The 21186-nt window shown below is 39.6% G+C and carries 21 protein-coding genes; 8 read left to right on the top strand and 13 right to left on the bottom strand.

Features of this window, described 5'->3' with window-relative positions:
* Nucleotides 1–39: 39 nt before the first annotated feature.
* From JOJ89_RS06440 to JOJ89_RS06410, 7 genes are all read right to left on the bottom strand, one after another.
* Complete coding sequence (locus tag JOJ89_RS06440) at nucleotides 40–456, bottom strand: hypothetical protein (protein WP_029282191.1); 417 nt, start codon at nucleotides 454–456, stop codon at nucleotides 40–42.
* Nucleotides 457–486: 30 nt separating this feature from the next.
* Nucleotides 487–996, bottom strand: a complete 510-nt coding sequence (locus JOJ89_RS06435; RefSeq protein ID WP_203289932.1) for a GNAT family N-acetyltransferase — start codon at nucleotides 994–996, stop codon at nucleotides 487–489.
* 19 nt (nucleotides 997–1015) lie between these two features.
* Nucleotides 1016–1504 carry an NUDIX domain-containing protein gene (locus tag JOJ89_RS06430; RefSeq protein ID WP_203289931.1) on the bottom strand — a complete coding sequence of 163 codons (489 nt, stop codon included), beginning with the start codon at nucleotides 1502–1504 and terminating at the stop codon, nucleotides 1016–1018.
* 131 nt (nucleotides 1505–1635) lie between these two features.
* Entirely contained in the window at nucleotides 1636–2025 is a 390-nt protein-coding gene (locus JOJ89_RS06425) for a YunG family protein (protein WP_203289930.1), read from the bottom strand.
* 21 nt (nucleotides 2026–2046) lie between these two features.
* Nucleotides 2047–2820, bottom strand: coding sequence for a Cof-type HAD-IIB family hydrolase (locus JOJ89_RS06420; protein WP_203289929.1), 774 nt, complete (start codon nucleotides 2818–2820; stop codon nucleotides 2047–2049).
* 12 nt (nucleotides 2821–2832) lie between these two features.
* On the bottom strand, nucleotides 2833–3597 hold the full coding sequence (locus JOJ89_RS06415) for an aminoglycoside phosphotransferase family protein (protein WP_203289928.1): 765 nt from the start codon (nucleotides 3595–3597) through the stop codon (nucleotides 2833–2835).
* 54 nt (nucleotides 3598–3651) lie between these two features.
* Entirely contained in the window at nucleotides 3652–4974 is a 1323-nt protein-coding gene (locus JOJ89_RS06410) for a hypothetical protein (protein ID WP_203289927.1), read from the bottom strand.
* Between the two features lie 156 nt (nucleotides 4975–5130).
* On the opposite strand from JOJ89_RS06410, the gene JOJ89_RS06405 reads away from it, so the two are divergent.
* Together JOJ89_RS06405 and JOJ89_RS06400 are read left to right on the top strand one after the other, a co-directional pair.
* Nucleotides 5131–5721 carry an MEDS domain-containing protein gene (locus tag JOJ89_RS06405; protein WP_203289926.1) on the top strand — a complete coding sequence of 197 codons (591 nt, stop codon included), beginning with the start codon at nucleotides 5131–5133 and terminating at the stop codon, nucleotides 5719–5721.
* Between the two features lie 103 nt (nucleotides 5722–5824).
* Nucleotides 5825–6178: a YciI family protein gene (locus JOJ89_RS06400; protein ID WP_203289925.1), complete on the top strand. Its 354-nt coding sequence runs from the start codon at nucleotides 5825–5827 to the stop codon at nucleotides 6176–6178.
* A 63-nt stretch (nucleotides 6179–6241) separates the two neighbouring features.
* On the opposite strand, the gene JOJ89_RS06395 is transcribed toward JOJ89_RS06400, so the two are convergent.
* A complete protein-coding gene (locus JOJ89_RS06395; protein ID WP_203289924.1) occupies nucleotides 6242–7225 on the bottom strand; it encodes a DUF3231 family protein in 984 nt (327 codons plus the stop codon).
* A 108-nt stretch (nucleotides 7226–7333) separates the two neighbouring features.
* Here JOJ89_RS06395 and JOJ89_RS06390 point away from each other — a divergent pair, with 108 nt between their 5' ends.
* The 4 genes from JOJ89_RS06390 (at nucleotide 7334) to JOJ89_RS06375 (ending at nucleotide 10602) form a co-directional block, all read left to right on the top strand.
* Nucleotides 7334–7891, top strand: coding sequence for a GNAT family N-acetyltransferase (locus JOJ89_RS06390; protein WP_203289923.1), 558 nt, complete (start codon nucleotides 7334–7336; stop codon nucleotides 7889–7891).
* Nucleotides 7892–8140: 249 nt separating this feature from the next.
* Complete coding sequence (locus JOJ89_RS06385) at nucleotides 8141–9223, top strand: YibE/F family protein (protein ID WP_203290273.1); 1083 nt, start codon at nucleotides 8141–8143, stop codon at nucleotides 9221–9223.
* A complete protein-coding gene (locus tag JOJ89_RS06380) occupies nucleotides 9220–9993 on the top strand; it encodes a YibE/F family protein (protein WP_203289922.1) in 774 nt (257 codons plus the stop codon). Before JOJ89_RS06385 ends, JOJ89_RS06380 begins: the two co-directional genes overlap by 4 nt.
* 159 nt (nucleotides 9994–10152) lie before the next feature.
* Nucleotides 10153–10602: a very short patch repair endonuclease gene (locus JOJ89_RS06375; protein ID WP_203289921.1), complete on the top strand. Its 450-nt coding sequence runs from the start codon at nucleotides 10153–10155 to the stop codon at nucleotides 10600–10602.
* Here JOJ89_RS06375 and JOJ89_RS06370 read toward each other — a convergent pair.
* The 5 genes from JOJ89_RS06370 to JOJ89_RS06350 form a co-directional block, all read right to left on the bottom strand.
* Nucleotides 10599–12419 (bottom strand): AIPR family protein, encoded by a 1821-nt coding sequence (locus JOJ89_RS06370; protein ID WP_203289920.1) that lies wholly within the window; start codon nucleotides 12417–12419, stop codon nucleotides 10599–10601. The genes JOJ89_RS06375 and JOJ89_RS06370 overlap by 4 nt on opposite strands.
* Before the next feature lie 2 nt (nucleotides 12420–12421).
* The gene (locus JOJ89_RS06365) at nucleotides 12422–13450 is read right to left on the bottom strand and encodes a PD-(D/E)XK motif protein (RefSeq protein ID WP_203289919.1); all 1029 of its coding nucleotides are present in this window, start codon (nucleotides 13448–13450) and stop codon (nucleotides 12422–12424) included.
* 3 nt (nucleotides 13451–13453) lie between these two features.
* Nucleotides 13454–16111: a Z1 domain-containing protein gene (locus JOJ89_RS06360; protein ID WP_203289918.1), complete on the bottom strand. Its 2658-nt coding sequence runs from the start codon at nucleotides 16109–16111 to the stop codon at nucleotides 13454–13456.
* A complete protein-coding gene (locus JOJ89_RS06355; RefSeq protein WP_203289917.1) occupies nucleotides 16098–17579 on the bottom strand; it encodes an ATP-binding protein in 1482 nt (493 codons plus the stop codon). The genes JOJ89_RS06360 and JOJ89_RS06355 overlap by 14 nt, the downstream gene beginning before the upstream one ends.
* Nucleotides 17580–17670: 91 nt before the next feature.
* On the bottom strand, nucleotides 17671–19449 hold the full coding sequence (locus JOJ89_RS06350; RefSeq protein WP_203289916.1) for a DNA cytosine methyltransferase: 1779 nt from the start codon (nucleotides 19447–19449) through the stop codon (nucleotides 17671–17673).
* A 197-nt stretch (nucleotides 19450–19646) separates the two neighbouring features.
* Here JOJ89_RS06350 and JOJ89_RS06345 point away from each other — a divergent pair, with 197 nt between their 5' ends.
* Nucleotides 19647–20588, top strand: coding sequence for a DHH family phosphoesterase (locus tag JOJ89_RS06345; RefSeq protein ID WP_203289915.1), 942 nt, complete (start codon nucleotides 19647–19649; stop codon nucleotides 20586–20588).
* Nucleotides 20589–20737: 149 nt separating this feature from the next.
* Entirely contained in the window at nucleotides 20738–21100 is a 363-nt protein-coding gene (locus JOJ89_RS06340; RefSeq protein ID WP_203289914.1) for an iron chaperone, read from the top strand.
* Nucleotides 21101–21186 lie beyond the last annotated feature (86 nt).

Here is a 21186-nt window from a genome sequence, read left to right as displayed (position 1 = left end):
AACAGAAACGGCCATCCCAAAAGGAATGGCCGTTTCTCCTTATTTAACAAGCAAACTGTCAAGCTCCCGCATCTTATCGTAAGAGTCGAGCAAACGCTCAGGCACAAGGCTTCTGCCATACTCCCAGGCATTTCTCTCAATTTGGGACAAGAGCTCCTGCTTTTCCTCATCCCCGCCATAAACGAGCGTCCGGATGTCATGCTTGTTTTTCTGATAATCAAGATAGTACCCGACAGTATGATAAAGAATTAGTCTGACAAAGTCCTCATCGGTTTCTCTTACTCGTATCTTTCCTCTGTATCCGTTTATCTGCAGGTAATTAAATTTAAGCGTCCTGGTTGAAATGTTGTAGCTCATAGGGGCAGGCAGCTGATTGTCAAATTCATAGTCGATATAAATCTTTAATTCTTTTAACTCTGATTCAATAATTTTTTCAATCGTCCATATGTAGAGCATAGGAGCACTCCCTTCCATCCATATCGCCTATTATAACAAAGGAGACTTTTTATGTACTTGCTTTTGAAATTTGCTGTGCCCTTTTGTTACTCCAGTCAGCTCAAACCCATTTTCTTTGTAAAAAGCATTTAATTTTTCATTGTCGGCTACACAATCAAGCCTGATCAAGTCAGCTCTGACAGCCTTCGGAATCCATGACAGGATGACATTTCCGATTCCTTGTTTCATACAGGCTGAATTAACTGCAAGCCTGTGAAGATATACCGCGTTTTCCTCTTGATGCCCCCATATCTCCTGATCCCATTCATTTTGTGAAGGATAAAGAGTGAAAGTTGCGGTAAGCTCGCCATTTTTCTCGACGACATACGTTTGATTGTTTTCTATACATCGGACGATTTCTTCATCCTCTCCGCCGTCCGAAAGATAGCTCCATTGATTGATTCCCTGTTCTTGAATCCAATGAGCTGTATCTCTTAACAATTTTATAATGTGACTGCTCTCATCAGGTTCAGCCAATCGTATGTGTAGATCTGTTTTCACGCTGTATGTACTCCTTTTTTCATGTCATAATCGCAGAATCATAGTCCTCCAGTGACTGCTCCTCTATCAACTCTATACTTCTCTTGCTTTCCAAATAGGATCTGATATGTCCGCAAAGGTTTGGATAGAGCACCACCTTTTCTAGATCAGCAAGCTTCACCCACCTGACACCCGTCTGATTTGGATCAGGGTTTGCTGGCATCGCCGGAACAGAACCTTCTTTCAGCCTGCACTCAAACATGAGTGCGATGGAATGAGTTTCCCCGTACTTATTTTCATTCAGATGCGGGGCATACTCATAGACAAAAGCAAGCGGCCCGACTTCAGCATCAGCAGACGTTTCTTCTTTTACTTCTCGTCGTACAGCATCCTTTACCGACTCACCGGGATCAACCCCGCCGGCAGGCAGATTGTAATGCAGTCCGTTTTCATCGTCAAATTCAACAAGGAGAATGGAGTCATCTTCAATGATTAAGCCGCCTGCCCTTACTCTCATGTGGTAGGTCATTGTCTTTCGCCTTTCTTGTTTTAGTTGAAATTTCATTACCCTATAAATTCGTTTTATGATGTACGATTAATGGGTTTGCTTACCCTATAAATTCGTTTCTCAGTTTTACAGGGTACGATTCTGACTTTTCCTTACCCTGTAAATTTGTTTTCCAATATTATAGGATACGATTCCATCCGCCCCAATTCATCCACTACCTTCTTCTTCAAATCATCATATTGCAGCTGATTCGTATCCGCAAACGCCTCTTCCCTGCTTGATGGGAGATCGTCGTACTGCACGTCACCCTCAAATTGAGAGGCTGTGAAATCAACTCTGGCAGAGTCTATCTCGTTATAGAAATGCCATCCCTCTGCTGCACAGGTTTTCCTAATTTCTCCGCCTAAAAGATCATGAACCACAAGAGCCGTCACTCCGCACTGCCCTTTTGCCGGATTTTCAGGAGTCCATTTGGAGCTTGACTTCAAAGACCATGAGTTTAATAGCGCACAGCGTAAAAGCTTTAAATCTCCTGCGGACATTATTGGCCACGCCTTTCTATATTAAATGATCCCGAATTTCTTCAGGGCAAAAACGACGCCATCGTCCCCAGATCTTTTTGTAACAAAATCCGCCGCTTTCTTCACACCTTCGCTTCCGTTTCCCATTGCAATGCCGAGGCCTGCAAGTTCAATCATATCGATATCATTGTCACCGTCACCGAAGGCAGCGGCATCAGCCGGCTCACACCCAAAGTATTCCAGCGTTTTTAAAATAGCAAGAGATTTTGAAACATCCTGATCCAGGACATTCAGCACATACGGATGCCACCTCTTAAAAGTCAGATGCGGAAAAGCTTCTCTATAAAGATCCGCTTCTGTTTCCTCCGCAAATAAACACAGTAAAAACACCTCTTCAAGACAAGGATCAGGGAAAACGCCTGGGTATTCAGTCAGCGAAAGCGTTTCCTTCAACGAACTCAAAATGGACGCATTTTGTATGCCGTTCATCTTGAAATCTTCCGTATAAAAAGAAAGAGCATGCTTCTCTTTTTCTGCAAATGCCGCTACTTCCTTCACAATCGTTTTGTCCAGAGGGACCTTATGGATGACCTCATCTTTATGCTTCACATACCCGCCGTTTGCCGTGATAAAGGTTTCGATCCCCATTTCCATAAGTTCACCGCACATTGACAGGGGTCTGCCCGTGGCTGCGACCACTGTAATCCCCTTATTAAGCAACATCTTTACAGCTTTTTTTGTCGGTTCAGAAATAGTTCCGTTCTCGTGATGGGTAATCGTTCCATCGACGTCAAAAAACACGATCTTGTACGCCATGCCATTCTCCTTTTATTCATTCATCCTTGCATGAATCAGCTTCAAAAGCACTTCTTTCTCCCTCTCACCAATACTCTCAGAAAGTCTTGCCGCTGCTACAGGCAGAATCCATTTCTGAAGCTCTGACTTAGCAAATGGCTCTGTTTTTCTATAGCACCTTACATAATATCCGGCCAATATACGGCGAAAAACCCCTTGAACCCGGCTCGAAGTCAGACCGCCATAGTTAATAAGAAGAAAAGACCGCGCAATGTCCGCCAGCCGGCTTCCGGCGGCTGCATCCGCCCAGTCGATAATGACGTGTCCTTCTTTAGTAATCAGAACGTTGTCGGGATGAAAATCACCGTGGCATAAGACTCTTTCATGATCAGGCAGTCCGTCCAAATGAGAGAGTATTTTCTCTTTTTCCCTCTCGTTCAAGTGATTGCTTTGACTGATTCGCAATGCAAGCCTGTCTCTGAGAACAGGCAGCAACAGATCCCGGCAATTGTGAATGTCAGTGTGACATTTTGCCAGCAGTCTAATGTGATAGGGCATAAAAAGCGGACTGCGCTTCATTTCAGCCATCAGGGAAGCTCCGTAGATGCGTTCAAAGATCAGGGCATGCTCCTCCTTTTCAAAAGAAAAAAGTCTTGGCACCTGTAATGGAGTCTTTGCAATTTCTTCATAAATCGCAAATTCGTATTCAATAAAGTCACTTGCGATGTGTCTGTAAAACACTTTTGCCACTGTCCCGCCTTCACGCGCGATGACCTTGGCTGTATTGCCTGTGCCCAATACGGTTTCAGCTATGTTGTCCGCCTCCTGTGCTATATGTCTGCTTACCGCCGCCTAAAACAAAATCCCAATTCCCGCAAAAGCGAGTTCTTCGCAATGTACCTTTTGTTTATAGCTGTCTTTTTCAAAAGTATGGGTGTAGCGGCTGAGCTTGATCATTCCCACATCGTTTTTGGTGTAGAAGACGACAGTTGGGTGATCATTTTCATAATAAAATATCGGTCTCAGCGTTGGCGGAATCGTTTTAAATTCATTCCAGTCGCCAAGAGTGTACAAATAATCCACAACACTGTCTGCCTGTTCATATAGTTTTTCATTAAGCGGCAGAATATCGTCTGCACTCCAGTAGCTGGTTTGACGGCTGATTCCGAACTCCCCGAGCTCATGATAAACGACCGCTGCCTGGAGATAGGAAAGCGGAGTACGGTCGCCGTCTACTGCAAACATAAAATGATCAGACTGGCATTGGGGGATCGGTATTTCACCCTTTTCAATGATATTCGCAGGCATCGTCAGCTCCTTATCCTGGGGAATGGCATAAACAGCAGAAGATGATTGGCCTTCAGCCTTGTATGAATAGGCCCTGAGTTTATACCCTTTCTGAATGGCAAGTCCTGAAAAGCTTTTCACAATCCGTTCTGGATTTTGACTTGAAACACTCCACCCGTTTATGGGTTCATGCAAATCCATCTCATACCCGCAATAAAGGTTTGGCTTAACGGCTGATGAGGTGAATTCTGTCACTTCAGTAAATGCCGCTGATTTCACTTTTTGAACATACATCTCCCTCAGTTCCTCTGCCAGCAAATTCTTCTTTGAAGCAAGATGCGGGCACAGATGATAATAATCGCCAAAAGGATTCTTTTTTCCAAAGAGAGGAATTCCTGCCTGCTCAATCTGCTCAAGCCACTTGCCTTTCAGCTGCTTTAAAAATGTATGTGAATCCGACGCCCCTACGCCCCAGCCGATGCAGATCCAGGGGTGGCGTTTCAACTCTTCCATTGATGCGACCATATCTTCAATTGTCACAATTCTCCTTCCGCCCAGGTACTCGATATGAGAAATTGCCTCTTTATCCTTTGTGTTCTGAAGAGTAAACAAATTGAAAAGATGCACCCTTCCGTTCAGCGGTTCAAGCGGTTTAAATGCTTCCATGAGCCTGACAATCTGGTGCATCGTCGGATCAAGTGCCATTTCCGTAAAAATACGCTCGCCATGAAGCAGGTTTCTGACATCTTCACAGCTTGCACCTCCCGGGTTGAGCATTAGAAAACTTCCAATCGAGGTTTCACTGCTTCCAAACTGCAAATATGCCGACTCCCGGAAAGTTAAATTCCGGTTTTTATAAAACGTCCCGTACGCTTTTGGCTGGTTCATTTTATTCCTCCGTTCAGCTGGTTTCTCCCACACCCTATATTCTTCATACACCTGCAATTTCCTTGTTAAGATTCGTTAAAGAAAGAGAATGACGCGACCGTGCGTTCGCTAATTTCCGCCAAGTGTGTTACGCTTAACTGGAACAGGGGTGAAAACATGAACACATTTTATAGACCCGTTACCTTGACTGACTTGAACAAAGGACATGTATATTACCACTTTAAGGATGAAGAAATCTACTTGCAGAAGGTAGCTTCATATATTCATGCCGGCCTTAAAAATAAAGATCAGATTCTGCTGATTGAAAGCATGAAATTTTCGGACAAAGTGAGTCGTTATATAGAGGATCATTTTTCAGAAGAAGAACAGAATTCGATCAGATTAGTGAATAACTTTGATTACTATTCAGGAAGTTCCAAATTCAATATCGCTTCCATTCTCGCTTATTTTGACAGAGACTTAAGAAGTCTTTCAGATAAAAATGTCCGGCTGCGCACGTGGGCACATGTGGAGTGGATGTCTGACATGTCTGATGCAGCCCTGCTGAAAAGCTTTGAAATCTCATCTGACGAATTTATACTGAATGAAAACATCCTGTCTGTCTGTGCCTACCGTGATTCATCTTTGACAGATGATGCTAACGCCGCGCTTGAACAAAGCCATAAATACGTCATGACAGATGATCAATTTCAACTTTCCAAAAACTATATACAATCAGAAAAAACTGCTCAGTGTGATGGATGCTGAGCAGTTTTTTCATTTTGAAAGAAGATGCTTCATTTTTATAAAAGGATTCGCTGCAGCTTCAACGAATCTAAAAGGCATAAGGATAATGGCAGGAGGAAAGGTTATGTTGTTCATGCTGATTGTCAAAGCCTCAAAAAATTCAGAAGCCGGAAATCTCCCAAGCTCAGAACTCATGGAAGCCATGACGGCATATAACGAGGAATTAGTAAAAGCAGGGGTAAGGGTGGCGGCTAAAGGTCTGCATCCAAGTTCAAACGGCCTCCGCATTTCGTTTCCGGTACCGGGAGAAAACCCCGTCATTTCAGAAGGGCCGTTTACAGAATCAAATGATTTAGTGGCCGGCTTTATTTTAATTGATGTGGAGTCAAGGGAAGAAGCCGTCAAATGGGCCTTAAGAATGCCCGACCCGCAAGGACACGGGGAAGGCCAGATTGAGTTGCGTCAGGTATTTGAGTAAGCTGAAACAAGTATAGACATGTTAAAAGCACTGCGATTTGCAGTGCTTTTATTTTTCATGCATTCAGCTCTGCCTTGAAGTCTGCGGAGGCTCTTCCATCCATCCATTTTTAATCATGAGCTTACCGCCCTTTTTGGCATAGGTGAAAATGTCTTTTGCAATAATGGTCATTTTCGCCGGCAAATCAGACCGCAGGCTGAATGAAGTGCCAAGGGCATTGCTCGTCAGACCAAAGCTGCTCAGTAAATTGGTCAGATACATCATCATCTTCTCCGAGTAAGGGGACGTCTGTGAAAATGTCGGATTTCCCCAGGCAACAGCTGGAGGCTGAATATCGCTTTTCAGCAATGTCTCACTGAACGATTCAATGATTTGTTTAGCGAGATCTTTTCCCTCTTTAAAATATTGTCTCAGCTCTTTGTCATCAGAAGCCTGTTCAAAACCTTTCAAAAGCTGAAACCCAAGAATGTTGGTTTCAACTCCCTGATAGAGCAGCGAGAGTTCAATCGCATTCAGCGGACGTTTCTCACTGAACGCATCAAATCCTGCCATGTACTTCTTCTCTTTGACAAACTCAACCTTATCAGGCATAGGAATCATCGGCGGCCTCGTCAAAATGCCTTCATCAAGCAAGAACTGAGTCGCATCCGTATAGGTCTGCTGAGAGGTTTGTGACATCCTCATAAACAGGTCAGACATGTCGCTCCGGTAGGTCATGCTGAGGTGGAGCGCATTCAGCCCAATCGTCACTTTCATCATGATTCTCAAGAAAAGAATATCAAAATACTCATCATACAGCCTAGGCGTATCAGGCTTCACATCGCTTTCATTATACCCAACAGGCATCACGATTTTCTCAGCCTGAAAAATCCCGCTGATCTCCTGGATAAAAGCAGTCTCCTGATCGTAATAGTTTTGGAGCTGCTGCTTAATTTTTTCATTTTCCTGCGTATGTAAAAAATGCTCAAGCATCCGTGCAAACATCGTTTTCTGCTGATAGGTCATCCAAAGGTTTCCGATTTCAGATGAGGCGAGCTGCTTCGTCACAGTGAGGTTCCTCCCGATTTTAAAATTTCACGTATAGTATATACTCAAGAATCATTCTTTATTTACGCTGATTGCGCTAAAATACAGAGTGAAGGAGATGACGTACATATGCTCAGGAGCAACCGGATTCACATAAGACCTTTTACAAAACAGGATGCGGAAGACAGACTGAAGCTGCAGCTAAAAAACCGTTCTTTTTTTGAGCAATACTCCATGATTCGCGCAGAAGATTTCTACACACTCGAAACCCAGCAAAAAATGATAGAAGATTACGAACACCAAGCAAAAAAAGACGCCGAATATCAATTTGGCATCTACCTGAACGAAACCAATCAGCTGCTCGGTACCATCAGCCTTTTCCAGGTCATGCGCCACTCCCTCCAAAGCGCAGTCCTCGGCTACTTTCTCGACAAGGAGCACAACGGCAGGGGCTATACAACAGAAGCCGTCAAACTCGTTTTGGACTATGCTTTTAACAATCTAAAACTCCACCGTATTGAAGCAGGCGTCATGCCACACAACCTCGGCTCCATCCGCGTCCTTGAAAAAGCCGGCTTTCATAAAGAAGGACTGGCAAAGCAGAACGTCCTGATCAACGGGAAGTGGGAGGATCATGTGATGCTGGCGGTTTTGAATCCTGAAGACTCTGAGGGAGAGCAAGGCTGAAGCCTCTGCTTTCAGCTTATTTTCTGATTTTTAAAGCTCTCATTGACGAAACAAAACCTGCACTGTTATTCTTAATCCATTGTAAACGGGACATGCCGTGTATTCTGCATGTCCCGTTTTTTTGCAGAGGAATATCGGATAGTGTCTCAGTAGATTAGAGGCACCTCTCAATATGTTTGGGAGATGGCTGGAGGTTTTGTATTGAAAGTTACAAGAAGATTACTCGGATTATTTTCTAACAAATGGTTGATGGCGACTGTACTACTATTTTGCTGTGCAGCTTCCCTTTTGTTCGTGCATCATAACCATTCATTCTATGACCGGCCCATTGCAGAAGTCATAAAGACATCTCAGACAGGTTCATCTGAAGAGACTGACATGCATAATAATAAAGACCGGCTGTACACACAGCAGCTTACAGCAAAGCTGAAAAATGGAAAAGATAAAGGAAAATTGATCACTCTGACAAATGAATATTCCTTGTCCGGGGCCTTCGATCAAAAATATCACGCAGGACATGAACTGTTTGTTGCAATTGACAGCAGTACTGGCAAATCCCTAACAGGTACGGTGAAAGATGTAAAGCGTGATAAATATATCATGATCGCATCATGGCTGTTTATTTTCACATTGCTGCTTGTAGGGAAAAAACAAGGATTTTTCTCTGTCATCAGCCTCGCTGTCAATGGACTGCTCTTGTCCTATGCATTAGACGTTTACCTGAATAAAAATGGGTTAGGCTTGCTGACCGTCTGCAGCATAAGCGCCATTTTGTTTACCGTGATTTCTTTGCTGCTCGTCAACGGCTTTAACGGAAAAACATATGCAGCCATTACTGCGACCCTTTTAGGGACGTTTATTTCTTTGTTTATAGCCATGATCGTTTTAAAGCTCACATCTGGTAATGGACTTAGATATGAAGAAATGCAGTTTTTAACACGCCCACCGAAGGTCGTGTTTATTGCTGGGGTACTGGTCGGATCCCTTGGAGCCGTCATGGATGTAGCAATCACCATGTCCTCCTCTATCTTTGGCCTTTACGAAAAAAACACTCAAATATCCATAAAAGCACTTAAAGCATCAGGTCTGGAAATCGGAAAAGATATTATGGGGCCTATGACCAATATTCTGTTTTTTGCCTACATAAGCGGATCCATTCCCATGCTGATTTTGTATTTTAAAAATGCATCGCCGCTTGGATATACACTGTCCATGAATCTATCATTGGAATTAGCCCGGGCCATGGCAGGTGGGATTGGAATTGTGCTCACAATTCCAATTGGTCTATATACCTCCCTCTATTTTATTAACAGAAAGAAGGCAAGAATATGAATACATTAGTATGTTTTGCTGCCATCTTGTTTCTGTTAATGATTATGATTGGAGGCAGAAAAGGGGCAAGATCATTTGCGGCTTTATTCCTGAATTTTGTCATCCTCTTTCTTGCCATCCTTTTCATGGCTGATCCGAATCTTGATCCAATTCTTTTAACACTTGCTGCATCTGCTATTATCAGCTGCGTAAACTTGTTCTTCATAAATGAAGTGAATCAAAAAACAGCCGCAGCTTTTATTTCAACAATGATTACGCTCGCTATGCTCTTTTTTCTCATTGTCATTCTGACCGATAAGTTCATGATCCAAGGTTTTGGAGAAGAAGAAGTAGAAGAATTAAGCATGTTTTCCCTTTTCATTGGAATCGACTTTGTCAAAATTGGAGCTTCTGTAATTATCATGAGTACAATCGGCGCCATTACTGACATTGCCATCTCGATTACATCCCCGATGCATGAAATAGTGAAGCATCATCCGGACATCAAAAGAAAAGAATTATTCACATCAGGTTTATCCATCGGAAGAGACATTCTGGGCACAAACACAAACACACTGTTTTTCGCCTTTTTTGGCAGCTACCTCGGACTCCTGATCTGGTTTAAAGATTTATCTTATTCTTTAGGTGACATCGTCAATTCAAAAGTCTTCAGTGCCGAAATCATCACCATTATGTGTGCTGGAATAGGAGTTGCCATTGTCATTCCGATTACCTCTTGGATTGCCGCAGCGATTTATATTAAAAGGGATACTAGAGGGATTGAGGATTAATTTATAAAAGTCAAAATAAGGCTGTTTAATATTTTTGTAATGAGTTCTGTAAGAGTAACTGAGAATTAGAAGATTAAGCCGTTTTTGCAAATTGATTTATGGTGTACCCTGTATAAAAACAGGGTATATTTACTTTCAAAATATAAAAGGCGTGGTAGTATGTCTGAAAGAATTACAAAAGAACAGCGTTCAAATAATATGAAAGCTATTAAATCACAATCAAAACTTGAAAATAAAGTGTCAAAAGCACTCTGGAATAGGGGCATCAGATTCAGAAAAAATGCAAAATTATTTGGCAAACCTGACATTTCTATAAAAAAATATAAAATAGTAATATTTATTGATTCATGTTTCTGGCATTGCTGTCCGCTGCACGGGAATAAACCAAAATCGAATAAGAAGTATTGGGACAAAAAGCTTAAACGAAATATGGAAAGGGATTTGGAAGTAAACGAGTATTACAAAGATAATAATTGGAATATTTTGAGGGTTTGGGAGCACGACATAAAGAACAGCTTTGTAGATACAATCGATATCATAGAAAAATTTGTTCAAGAAAGTATAAAAAAACACTCCCCAATGAATGAAGAGTGTTCAAATACTTTTTAAATTAATGCTCCAAGCTCTTTTGAACAGCTTTCTTTATATTGAACCCAGCAAGCTTCTTGCTTGGCCCACTGTGTAACATTTCTCTCTCCAGCTGATTCTTTCAAATAGAATAGCGTCTTATCTGCAATCGTCCTTATTATATCGTCCCATTTATCTGATAGTGCCTGCTCTTCCCAAACATTTACCAGATCTATCTGATCACCATAGAGATAGCTGAGCATTGATGCAGAATAATAAATAACATTAGCCTTATACCCTTTTAATTTCATCTCTTCAACAATTTGGGTAACATGCTTGTTAATGATTGTTTTAGCTATGAGTTTTTGATAGACAGAAAGAGTCATCTTAGCTTGAACCCCGCTCTCTGTTTTCCAAAAACTCTTATTGAACTCCATAAACTTGTTAAAGGCTTCTTCTCCGCCCTTACTTGACACATGCGGATATCCTTCCCATGACATAAAATGCTTGGCTATATCTACTTTTGCCAATACTTTATCCTTAGGATATTGCTTTTTAAAGTCACTTTGTTCTTTTCCGCGTTTTCTGCGGTTAATGTCTACCATGTACTGACCTCTAGCTCTTTCGAAATACCACTTGCTCTCAGGCTTTCTTCCATCATACATTGGAATCCAGATATTTCTTGAGAATTTCTCAAGTTCTGCCATAAATCTTGTGTTTGCAAGCAGGTCAGATTTATTAATTTTATTTTGGGTATTAGCATATTCAGAGATTTTAGATACCATTTCGTCTTCAAGCAAATGCTGGTCAGCTGTCCTATTTTCATTCACCTGTAAAATTGTTAACTTCGCTTGTACATAAACATCTTTCAGGTCAATCCCATCTTTATATGCTTGATGTATAGATGCTGTTGTTTGCCCGCCGTTAACTATTTGCCATCCATGAAGCCCCTTAAATTTGTAGACATTCATTCCATTTCCAATCTGCTCAAATGTTCCTCCTTTGGCTACAGTAGAAATGCCATTGTTGTATGCAACAAACATTTTTCGCTGAATAGGATCTTTTAAAGTATTTCTGATTCCTTTGTTGGTTCCGCCCCTTGCTTGAAGAAACGATCTAACATTTCGCTCTACCAATTTCGGTCCCCATGCTTCATAAGCCTTTGCGAGCAGCTCTGCAGAAAGATACCCAACATAGCAATCAAAGTTTTTGGTCCCGCCTTGAATTGGATCAGGTACAAACATCATTTCAAATGTTTCTCCAAGCTCGTTTTCAAAGTCAATGTAATCAGATTGTATACCCTGTTCAGCTGTTATAAGCTGCTGAACTCGGTCTATGTCCCAGATCTGTACATTAACAGAATCTACTGCTGGAATTGTGATTTCAACTGCTTTATTTGCCGTATAGTACATATTAGTTACTACAAATATATTTACTTCATTAATTTGTGTTTTGTCATTTTCAATAAGTTTAGCTAAGTCATACGCTTCCATAGATTGATCTATAGAATTCAGCAAAGTCTTTGCATTAGTAAAGAAACGTTTCGCTTTATTTGCTATATCAGTCAATGCACTTCTATTTATGCTTAAAAGTTCATCCTCATTTTGTTCAAAACTGTATTCTGCTACAAATAAATCAAGCGAGCTGTTTTCTTCATTATAAGAATACGCATTTACAGCAATATTTTTTATAGAGTCTGTAAATGGAGGAACTAAAATCTCAGGTTCATCATCTCTATCCATAAAAGAAATCATTTTTTCTAGAAAGGGTATTTGATAACTGCCCGTTTTGGCAGCTTTTTCTTCTATATCCTCAATAAATTCTCTAAGAAATTCACTTCTAAGTCTGTTTTCAATCATTACTAACCATCCACTCTAAGATATTTATCAATTTCATCCTTGTCCCGTTTAAATTCTCCGCAATGAGATAAATCTACATAATAGCTCACATTAGAAATTCCTACCGGCAAATCTTCTTTCAATAAGCGAGGAAAGCCCTCTGAAGCCTCGTAAACTTCTGTTTTCTCTACAAAGAAGAATTTGTCCCCATACTCGTCATCTCTGAAACCCAGATCCATTAAAAAGTCATTGAATATGAGTCCAATTCTATCTGATCTGCTGACTACCTTTTCTCTGAGTTCAGAAGCTAAATCTCTAAGGGAAATACCATGTGTCTTGCTTTGTTCAATAAAACAAACATACAAAAACAGAGTTGAGTTAAATTCAGATATTTTCAGCTGATTTTCACTGGATATTTTAATCGTGCTTGCAATCTTATCAAATGTCGTTTTAATCTCTACACCGCATTTTGAATTTTTAAAATCAATTCTTCCTTTGGTCGGCCCTTCCCATTGTTCAATAACCAATGGCGGCTGACCAGGATTGTTTTCAAGCCATTCGTTGATAAACCACAGCTCTCCAAACAATCCGCGCTGCTGTTCATCAGAAAGTTTTTTAAATCCGCCTCGCTGAAAGAAAGTCCTCCACCTGTCTAGAACTGAATATATCGAAGAAAATAAAGGTTTGCTTTCCTTGTTTTCTTGCATAAGATGATCAACAAGGTTTTGCAGGACTACTTCAAAAATTTCAGTGCCATTTTCATCTTCTTGCTTTAAAACTAGGAAATAGTGCTTTTTTAACAAAAATAATTTCTCGAAGTACTCTACTTCGATTGATAGTCCTCTCCACTTTGGAAGAGAATTCACTTGATCGTTTTCCCAGGGCTCTTCACCCAGATCTATATAGAGCTGTCTTCCTAAGTTAGATGAGTCCATTCCGGCAAATATAAATGGCTTTTCAGCAGTAATAACTTTAAGTTTATAAATGTCGTTCTGATCTTTATTGGTGAATTCCATAGTCATTTGTTCAAATTCATTTTTAAGGCTTACCACAAATTATTCTCCTTTTACAGTCTTATTTGTTTGGTAAACTTCTTTATCGTCAATGTCTGTTCCTGGAAAAGAAAATGCTATTCCCAAAGGAACCAGCGATTCAGAGAACGGAACGTTAAGACTTTTGAAGACTTCCACTTCAGGATTTAGCGGATAAATCAGCATGAGTCCATTTTGTTTAGGGCGAAGTCTTCTTTTTTCATCCCGGTCTTTAATTTCTTTCATTTCTGGATGATCAAGATCAATGAATTCATGACTTGGTGTTACAATGGCTTTTATATCTATTTTATCAGCATTCTTTACCGGTTTAACTTTGACTCCGCGAGCAACAGCTGAATCCAGTTCAAGCTTGCCAAGCTTAACAGGATATTTACCGGCTTTTGTTCTATCAGCTGGATCACCTTCTACAACGGCTACAGTCCAATTAATAAGTTCAGATTTTTCGTTTGCTAAATCGATATAATTATAGATTTTCGCAGTGTCAACCTTCTCAGCATCTGCGGATGTTTTGTAAGAAGCCAAGTATTCTTTTACTGTATCAGAAGAAACACCTGAAGCAACATAGTAATTAGTTCTGCCGGAACCATATCTTTTTTCCTCTAAAGATAGGTTGTTAATCAGCTTTTCTGTAGCTTCCATATTATTCTTATAGAAGTTTGCATTTGTATCGAATAATCTTGTCTGCTGCAGTGTTCCCCCATAAATATAGGTTGAAAGTTGAGCATTTCTCATCTTTAAAGGGCTTGTTAATGTCATAAATGGATGTGCAAGCATTTTTACAGCATACTCTGCAGGAGTTTTCCCTTGCTTCGCAAGTCTGTCAAATTCCTTCCTAAGTTCAATCATTGCAATAGCTAAATGCTCGAAGTTAGATGCTATTTCGTCAGATGTATATATTCTGCATAAATCCATGTATCCTTTTCTATAGCCAAACCATCTTCCCATCTGCATCAAAGTGTCATACATAAGAGTATTTCTGAAGTAATAGGTAATACTTAACCCTTCTAATGTAAGTCCTCGCGACAGCTTATCACCGCCTACTGCTATTACATGCAGACCTTCTTCTTTATATTGATGATAGTCTAAAGCATCTTTGCTGTTTCCATTTATCTCAAAAATCTGAACGAACTCAATAGTTCCGCGCAGCTCATTATAAACTTCATCCCAAGTGAATTCATTTAAATCAGATGACCATTCTCTGCTTGTTTTCAAGATGTCCTTTTCATAGAGTTCTCTCATTTCGCCTATTAATTTGCTGTCAGGGTTATATTGAATCTGTTTTGAGATGTTTTGAAAAGTTTGCGATACTTCTTCTTTTACTGTTGATTGAACATCTTTGAATCGGGAAGTATGAATGAGCATTGAATTATGTTTATTTCTCTGACCTCTAAGGTTTCGGACGGCTATTACAAGCAGGAACATCATGATAGCCTCACGCATCTGGGCAGGCACTTCTTCGAATTTATCCGCGTCTGATTTCTTTTTCAAGGCACTGAACGCTTCAATGTCTTCTGTACCTAAAATTCGAATCAAACTTGGTCTGGAATCATCAGGGTTTTCATAAACGTTAAAAAACTCTTCAGGTCCGCAGTATTCTTCAGGTTTTGGAAGACCCACAAGAAAATCCTTTGGATAAAGATCGTACCCTTCATCCGCGGTTTTTTGATCCATGCCTATTAATAGGTTCGCAAAAGGCGTAGCTGTGTAACCCACATAAGCTTTACGATTAAAAACTTCAATAATTTGGCGTATTAACCTGTTAATTGTTTTTGGATCTTCGTTTTTATCCTGATTGGAAGTATCCACTGATGCTTGATCAGCTTCATCATCAATAATTAGAACAGGGATATCTAAGCTATGAAGATTTTTATGGTAAATGAGAAGGTCTCTTAGGGACTCCAAAACATTTTTATTTTTCTTTACCACCATTAATGTAGGCTGATTAAGATTTCTAACACCAGTAAAAGTTGAGTTTATATCTCTTTCTGCATCTGTCCAAGAGGATATAATATGTTCTGGTGTATTTTTATATATTTGTGCTACACCAATTGGATTCCCAGACTTATCAGATCTGCTGCCAATCACTTCTTCATCCAGTCTGATTTGAGTTTGAGCTCTCAGGTCATTATGAATACCAGAAAGAACTATAATTAATTTATATCCAACATCGTAGGCCTTATTAATGAGACCGGTAAAGTTAGCAGTCTTTCCTGATTGAACGTATCCTAAGACCAAGCCTCGTTTATCAAACGATTCTGAAGATAGAGGGTTGCCAAGAGAACTCATAATTTCGTTAGTAGTAGTGTCAATAGCTTGCACGGCTTCAATTGGCCAGTTCTTGATCTTGGTTAAGTATTCACGGTATCTAGTCCAGAAAAATGAGCTTGCTACCATACTGCCTTGAAACCAGCCTTCAACAGGTTCTGAACGAAAAACTGGAGGTTTTATAATAACTGCCCCAACTTTATATTTTATAAGCATCTCAAATGACCATTTTTCAAATTCGTGCTCTTCTTGATTGAATTTGGCTTTAACAGCTTTTTTCGCAAATTCCAGTGCCTGTTCTGCAGCCTCATTCTCATCGGAATAAAAACTCTTCATTAGGTGATAATTCGTACTGAATGTTTGATCAAACAAACTTTTGCTGTTAAGCTCTTTCAATTAACCCAGCCTCCAAAAGTATATTTTTAACTGTCATTCTGTTTATAGAATCAAAAGCAGGCTGAGTAATAATAGTAGTTAAGAGTTGCTCCTCATTATTGGCAATACCTATGGACAACATGGTAGATGCCAGCTGCACAACTAACTCCCTGTCCCCATCCGAAACTTCCTGAAGCATTTCTTCAGATGCTTTTGGAGAATCAATAATATTGCTTGGGGAACCCAGCTGCACGAACTTTAAATATAAATTTAAAAGCTTTGCATTCTTCTCATCTATGTTTTTTAAGATTTCAGACAGGAGCGGATTGTTTCTATTTAAGATAAATTGAGGTCCATCCTCTCGTCCTGACTGTTCCCATGTATTAAGGCTTCCTTTTGCAAGAGAGTTTCCCCCATTACCAGAAGATTGAGTCCTGAAATAAAATATATCTCTTGAAACTTTTCTTGCGATGCCTGCGATTGCGGCTAACCTTCTCTTTGCTTCTTCAGGCAGGTTAATTCCTGACTTTTTAATATCTACCTGCCATTCAGCATCGGCTGAATTTGGGATATCAATCCTTATGCGCGCCAGCTGAGAAGCTGCATCTTTTGGAAAAAGGCCCATCCAATCTCCAAAATAAAGAAGTCTGTTTTCCCGATAAATGTATAATCCTTGGTGGTCACGCCACCCTTTATAACCGCCAGCCTTTTTATATTCAGGTTCGCTGAGGTTTGAAGCATGCGGAAGAATATAATATTTAACTTTTATCCGGTTATCATTAATTCTGATTACCTGAAGTTCCCCTTCAATCGTCGATTCATGCTGAATCATGAACGGATTCCAGGGTGTAATTTTCTTTCCGTTTAAACTAACTGCAACATTGCTGTTTTCCAGTATAGAATGAAAAACAAATTCCAGATGCCTGTTAATTCTCTCTATTTTAGTATAGAATGTATTCTCTTTTATAATAGATTTGCCATGTCCCATAAATCGATCTAGTTTATCTATGCAGACAATTGTCCCATTATCCCCTTCTATTTCGCCTAAAAGATTTTTAATGTCTTGAGGAATTTCAGTAAAAAGCTCCCATTCATTTGTACTTGAGACATGGTCAAGATCCCAGCATCGCTCATAATAATTCCCTTCATATTTCGTGAGAACGCTCAGTCTTTTCCCCAATGAAAATGAAGCTGTTTTTAAGCCCATGCCAAAGCGGCCCAGCTCTTTAGCATCCCTTTTGTTTCTGGGATCTTTTGAACCTATATTCATTGCTTGCTGAAGCATTTCTTCATTCATGCCTTGCCCGTCATCGGTGATAGTAATCAATGAATCTGCTTGATTGTATTTAAAATCCACCTTTATACTGGAAGCGTTTGCATCAAGAGAATTGTCTACTAAATCTGCTATGGCTGTATTCGGATTATAGCCTATTGATCTTAATGCCTGAATGACCGGTGCTGCAGATGGCTGTGTAATAACAACATTCATTTCAATAAAAACCCCGCTTATTATCAATAAAGTATGTTGTCATTATATCAAAAAATTTACAAATTACACATTAGTATTTAACAAAAAAGAGCTACGACTTTAGTAGCTCTTTTTCAACATTTATTAAATGTTTGTTAAATTCATCATTAATTGACATAACTGGATAATCGTTCATTTGCAAAAGCATTGTTTCAGCAACAGCTCTTGCCATGAGCGGAGGAACCGCATTTCCTACCTGTTGGTACTGCTGGTCTTTTGAACCCATAAAAACAAAATCATCTTTAAAGGATTGCAGCCTTGCAGCTTCTCTGATACTTATAGATACAGCATTTTTAGGATGATTCCACATTGACTTCCTAACATTGACAACTGTTGGTGAAGGTTCATCATAGTTCAATCTCAAATAAATGGTATTTTGAGTTCGATCTGTATTCGCGTAAGTCGTTTTCATTTCATCCGTTAAATTATGAAAGTTTTTACCATTTGATTGTTTTATTGCCTCAAATCTTTTTATACTCAAATCCCTGCTTTTAGTATTAACATGATTGTATAGATTTGAATTATGTGTAGATCTGTAATATTTCTGCAAAGCACTCATTTTATTAGGCTTTGGATTATAAATAATTGGTTCATCACTTACTTCATAATTTGGTGCTATATCTTCCAAATCGTATATAGCGTCCCTAGTATTAAACGCATTGTCGACAGTATCTATCTTTTCAGGAAGAAAGACTTTATCACTCTCTAAAAATGCTTTCTTAACTCCAAGCATCATAAACCTATTACGCTTTTGGGGAACTCCAAAATGTGTAGCTGTCAATATTCCTTTATCTATGCTGTATCCCAAATATCTAAAAGTATTCACGAGGTAATCTACAATATTATAAGATTTTACATGTGCCCTCATTATTAATTTTCCTGCTTTAGAAGAATCACAGCGTATTTCTTCTATCACAATTTTTTCTTCTCTTAATTCTTTCATATGGAATAGATACGTATTCAGATCTATCAAAGGTTCTAGATTAGATGCAAATATAGAACCTTGCACTGGTCCTCTTAATAATCCAGTCAGGGCCGAAATAGCATTTTCTTTTATAGAACTTGGTATTATAACCTCATTGACTCTATTTTCGAGCATATCCAGCAATAGTTCCGTATCCTTTTTTTCTTTAATGTTAATAAGAAAAATTGATTGGGAAGATTTGCTTCTCTTCAAAATCTTTTTCATTCTGGACAATGCGGTTGTTTGAGAAATAAATGGAGTAATTTCTTTCTTAGAATTTACACGTTCAAATTGAGAGAGCAAGCAGGAATGTTCAGTCTCGAGAATATCAATTACGTCTGATTCCCAGAGGCAGTGTCCAGATGATATCTCACTTAAGTGTTTTTCTGAACTGAACTCGAAAATAGAATTTTCGATATGCTCAGTTACAAAAAATTTGTGTGTTTTAGAATTTATAGTTTTAACATTCTCCATCAAAAATGCCTTAGGCCTAATTTCTTTAATAGCTCTAACATATTCTTTAATCAGTTGATTATTGCCAGAAATCAAATAGTTTTTCTGTCTGTTCGCATTGGAGAAACCTTGACACGGGGGCCCGCCAATAACAACTAAATTATTTATGTCTAATTTTCTATCAGCAATTAATTTAGCAAAATCTATCTTGCTGATATCACTTTTTCCGGTTTCTGGATCCCTAATGATAATATCCTTGCCATTTTTGTGGTTATTAATATATGTCTTTGCCGCAGCTTCGTTAATCTCAATGGCTCCAGCTACTTCAAAACGGCCAGTTTGTTCAAATCCATTGCTTAAACCTCCTGCTCCTGCAAAAAGATCAATAATCTTTATTTTTGAATATGAACTCATAGTTAACACATCTCCCAATACAGTTAAAGCGAACGTATGTTCTTTTTTGATATTATACCATATCTTTTCAAATAATGATTTATTTTACCGTATTAGATTCTAGTAAAATTCTAGTATAAAATAAATAACAGTAAAATTAAATATTTATCATCAAACTATTTTTTACAAATAAGACCGGGAAGTGATGTGATATTAAAATGAATTGTATTAAAAGTGATATCCTCCAAGCCATCGCCACTCACCCCACCATCATCATCCACCGTCACATCCACCCTGACTTTGACGCCGTCTGTTCACAGATTGCTCTAAAAAAAACGCTGCAGCAGTCGTTTCCCGAAAAGAACATCTTTGCTGTCGGCTGCGACGCAGAGAACCTTGAATGGATCGGCAGCATGGATGTGATACAAGACCATGAATATAGGGATGCTCTTGTCATCGTTTGTGATACTGCTGAAATGAAACGGATTAGTGACCAGCGCTTCCAGTTGGGTGCAACACTCGTAAAAATCGATCATCATTCCGATGGAGAAAACTATGGGGATTTGACCTGTGTTGACCCTTCTTATAGTTCTGTGTGCGAGATGCTGGCAGATCTGTTTTTTTCCTATCCGGAGTCATTTAATCTGACAATTGAGGCAGCTGCTGCATTATACGCGGGGATAATGGGAGATACAGGCATGCTTAAGAATGGAATGGCCGGTGAACGGACGATGAGGGTTGTTTCACAGATAAAAAAATTCTCATTTAAACCTGAGCGCATTCATCGTCTGATGAAGAAAAACGGCACTGACTTATCTAAATGGAAACAACTTGTTGCTTATCGTGCACAGGTAACTGAACAGGGAATCGCGAGCCTTCGAGTCACAAAGGAAATGCTTGAGAACCTTGGTCTCGATTCCTATGAGGCAGCACCACTTATTCATGCCCTTGTCGCGTATAAACCAGCACGCATTTGGGTTCTTTTTATAGAGGAGGACGGTAAAATCAGAGTCCGAATCCGTTCAAAAACGGCCCCTGTAAACGAAATTGCGAAGAAGTTCGGCGGGGGCGGTCACAAGCTGGCAGCGGGGGCCTTGCTTTCGTCGTGGGAGGAAGCGGACCAGGTGGTTGAGGATTTGGGGGAGAAAAGAATGAGGTAAACCCGTGATTTTTAGTCTATTTTCGCACGGTGCGATAATCTGAATTTTCAGGATGGAGTCTAAACTCAGAAGGATATTTATAGTTAGCCGGAGAAATTTCAGTTAACAGTGTTTTCAAAATGAATTATCTTTATTTTAGGAGGGATAATATGGAAGATTTTTCGGCAGGTATTGATGATCCTTTTCACCGGGAAAGGACAGAAGAAGTTTTTAGCTGGATACAAAAAAAATATCCAAATTTAAACATAGAAATGAAATGGAACCAGCCTATGTTTACTGATCATGGCACCTTTATAATTGGATTCAGCGTGTCTAAAAAGCATTTAGCTGTCGCACCTGAAAGTGTTACAATTACTCATGTTGAGGACGATATTGTAAAGGCTGGATACGACTATACCAAGGAGATCATTCGAATTCCTTGGAAAAAACCAGTTGATTACTCACTACTTGAGAAAATGATTGAATTTAATATTCGCGACAAGGAAAATTGTACGACTTTTTGGAGGAAATAAGTAAACGGGAATGCTTGTCAAATCTGTGGGCTAGCGTATGACTAGAGAACGCAGTTCGATAACATGTTTGGCACATTACCTTAGCA

Origin of the sequence: Metabacillus sp. cB07 (assembly GCF_016839225.1) — a bacterium.
GTDB classification, from domain to species: Bacteria; Bacillota; Bacilli; order Bacillales; family Bacillaceae; genus Bacillus_P; species Bacillus_P indicus.
This window is presented reverse-complemented; position numbering and strand designations above follow the sequence as displayed.

What these genes read in the sequence shown, in the direction of transcription:
- JOJ89_RS06345 (WP_203289915.1), top strand. Translation starts at nt 19,647, where the DNA reads ATGAATTGTATTAAAAGTGATATCCTCCAAGCCATCGCCACTCACCCC.
- JOJ89_RS06380 (WP_203289922.1), top strand. Translation starts at nt 9,220, where the DNA reads ATGAATACATTAGTATGTTTTGCTGCCATCTTGTTTCTGTTAATGATT.
- JOJ89_RS06390 (WP_203289923.1), top strand. Translation starts at nt 7,334, where the DNA reads ATGCTCAGGAGCAACCGGATTCACATAAGACCTTTTACAAAACAGGAT.
- JOJ89_RS06385 (WP_203290273.1), top strand. Translation starts at nt 8,141, where the DNA reads ATGGCGACTGTACTACTATTTTGCTGTGCAGCTTCCCTTTTGTTCGTG.
- JOJ89_RS06355 (WP_203289917.1), bottom strand. Translation starts at nt 17,579, where the DNA reads ATGAATGTTGTTATTACACAGCCATCTGCAGCACCGGTCATTCAGGCA.
- JOJ89_RS06375 (WP_203289921.1), top strand. Translation starts at nt 10,153, where the DNA reads ATGTCTGAAAGAATTACAAAAGAACAGCGTTCAAATAATATGAAAGCT.
- JOJ89_RS06400 (WP_203289925.1), top strand. Translation starts at nt 5,825, where the DNA reads ATGTTGTTCATGCTGATTGTCAAAGCCTCAAAAAATTCAGAAGCCGGA.
- JOJ89_RS06440 (WP_029282191.1), bottom strand. Translation starts at nt 456, where the DNA reads ATGCTCTACATATGGACGATTGAAAAAATTATTGAATCAGAGTTAAAA.
- JOJ89_RS06350 (WP_203289916.1), bottom strand. Translation starts at nt 19,449, where the DNA reads ATGAGTTCATATTCAAAAATAAAGATTATTGATCTTTTTGCAGGAGCA.
- JOJ89_RS06405 (WP_203289926.1), top strand. Translation starts at nt 5,131, where the DNA reads ATGAACACATTTTATAGACCCGTTACCTTGACTGACTTGAACAAAGGA.
- JOJ89_RS06425 (WP_203289930.1), bottom strand. Translation starts at nt 2,025, where the DNA reads ATGTCCGCAGGAGATTTAAAGCTTTTACGCTGTGCGCTATTAAACTCA.
- JOJ89_RS06430 (WP_203289931.1), bottom strand. Translation starts at nt 1,504, where the DNA reads ATGACCTACCACATGAGAGTAAGGGCAGGCGGCTTAATCATTGAAGAT.
- JOJ89_RS06340 (WP_203289914.1), top strand. Translation starts at nt 20,738, where the DNA reads ATGGAAGATTTTTCGGCAGGTATTGATGATCCTTTTCACCGGGAAAGG.
- JOJ89_RS06370 (WP_203289920.1), bottom strand. Translation starts at nt 12,419, where the DNA reads ATGATTGAAAACAGACTTAGAAGTGAATTTCTTAGAGAATTTATTGAG.
- JOJ89_RS06410 (WP_203289927.1), bottom strand. Translation starts at nt 4,974, where the DNA reads ATGAACCAGCCAAAAGCGTACGGGACGTTTTATAAAAACCGGAATTTA.
- JOJ89_RS06420 (WP_203289929.1), bottom strand. Translation starts at nt 2,820, where the DNA reads ATGGCGTACAAGATCGTGTTTTTTGACGTCGATGGAACGATTACCCAT.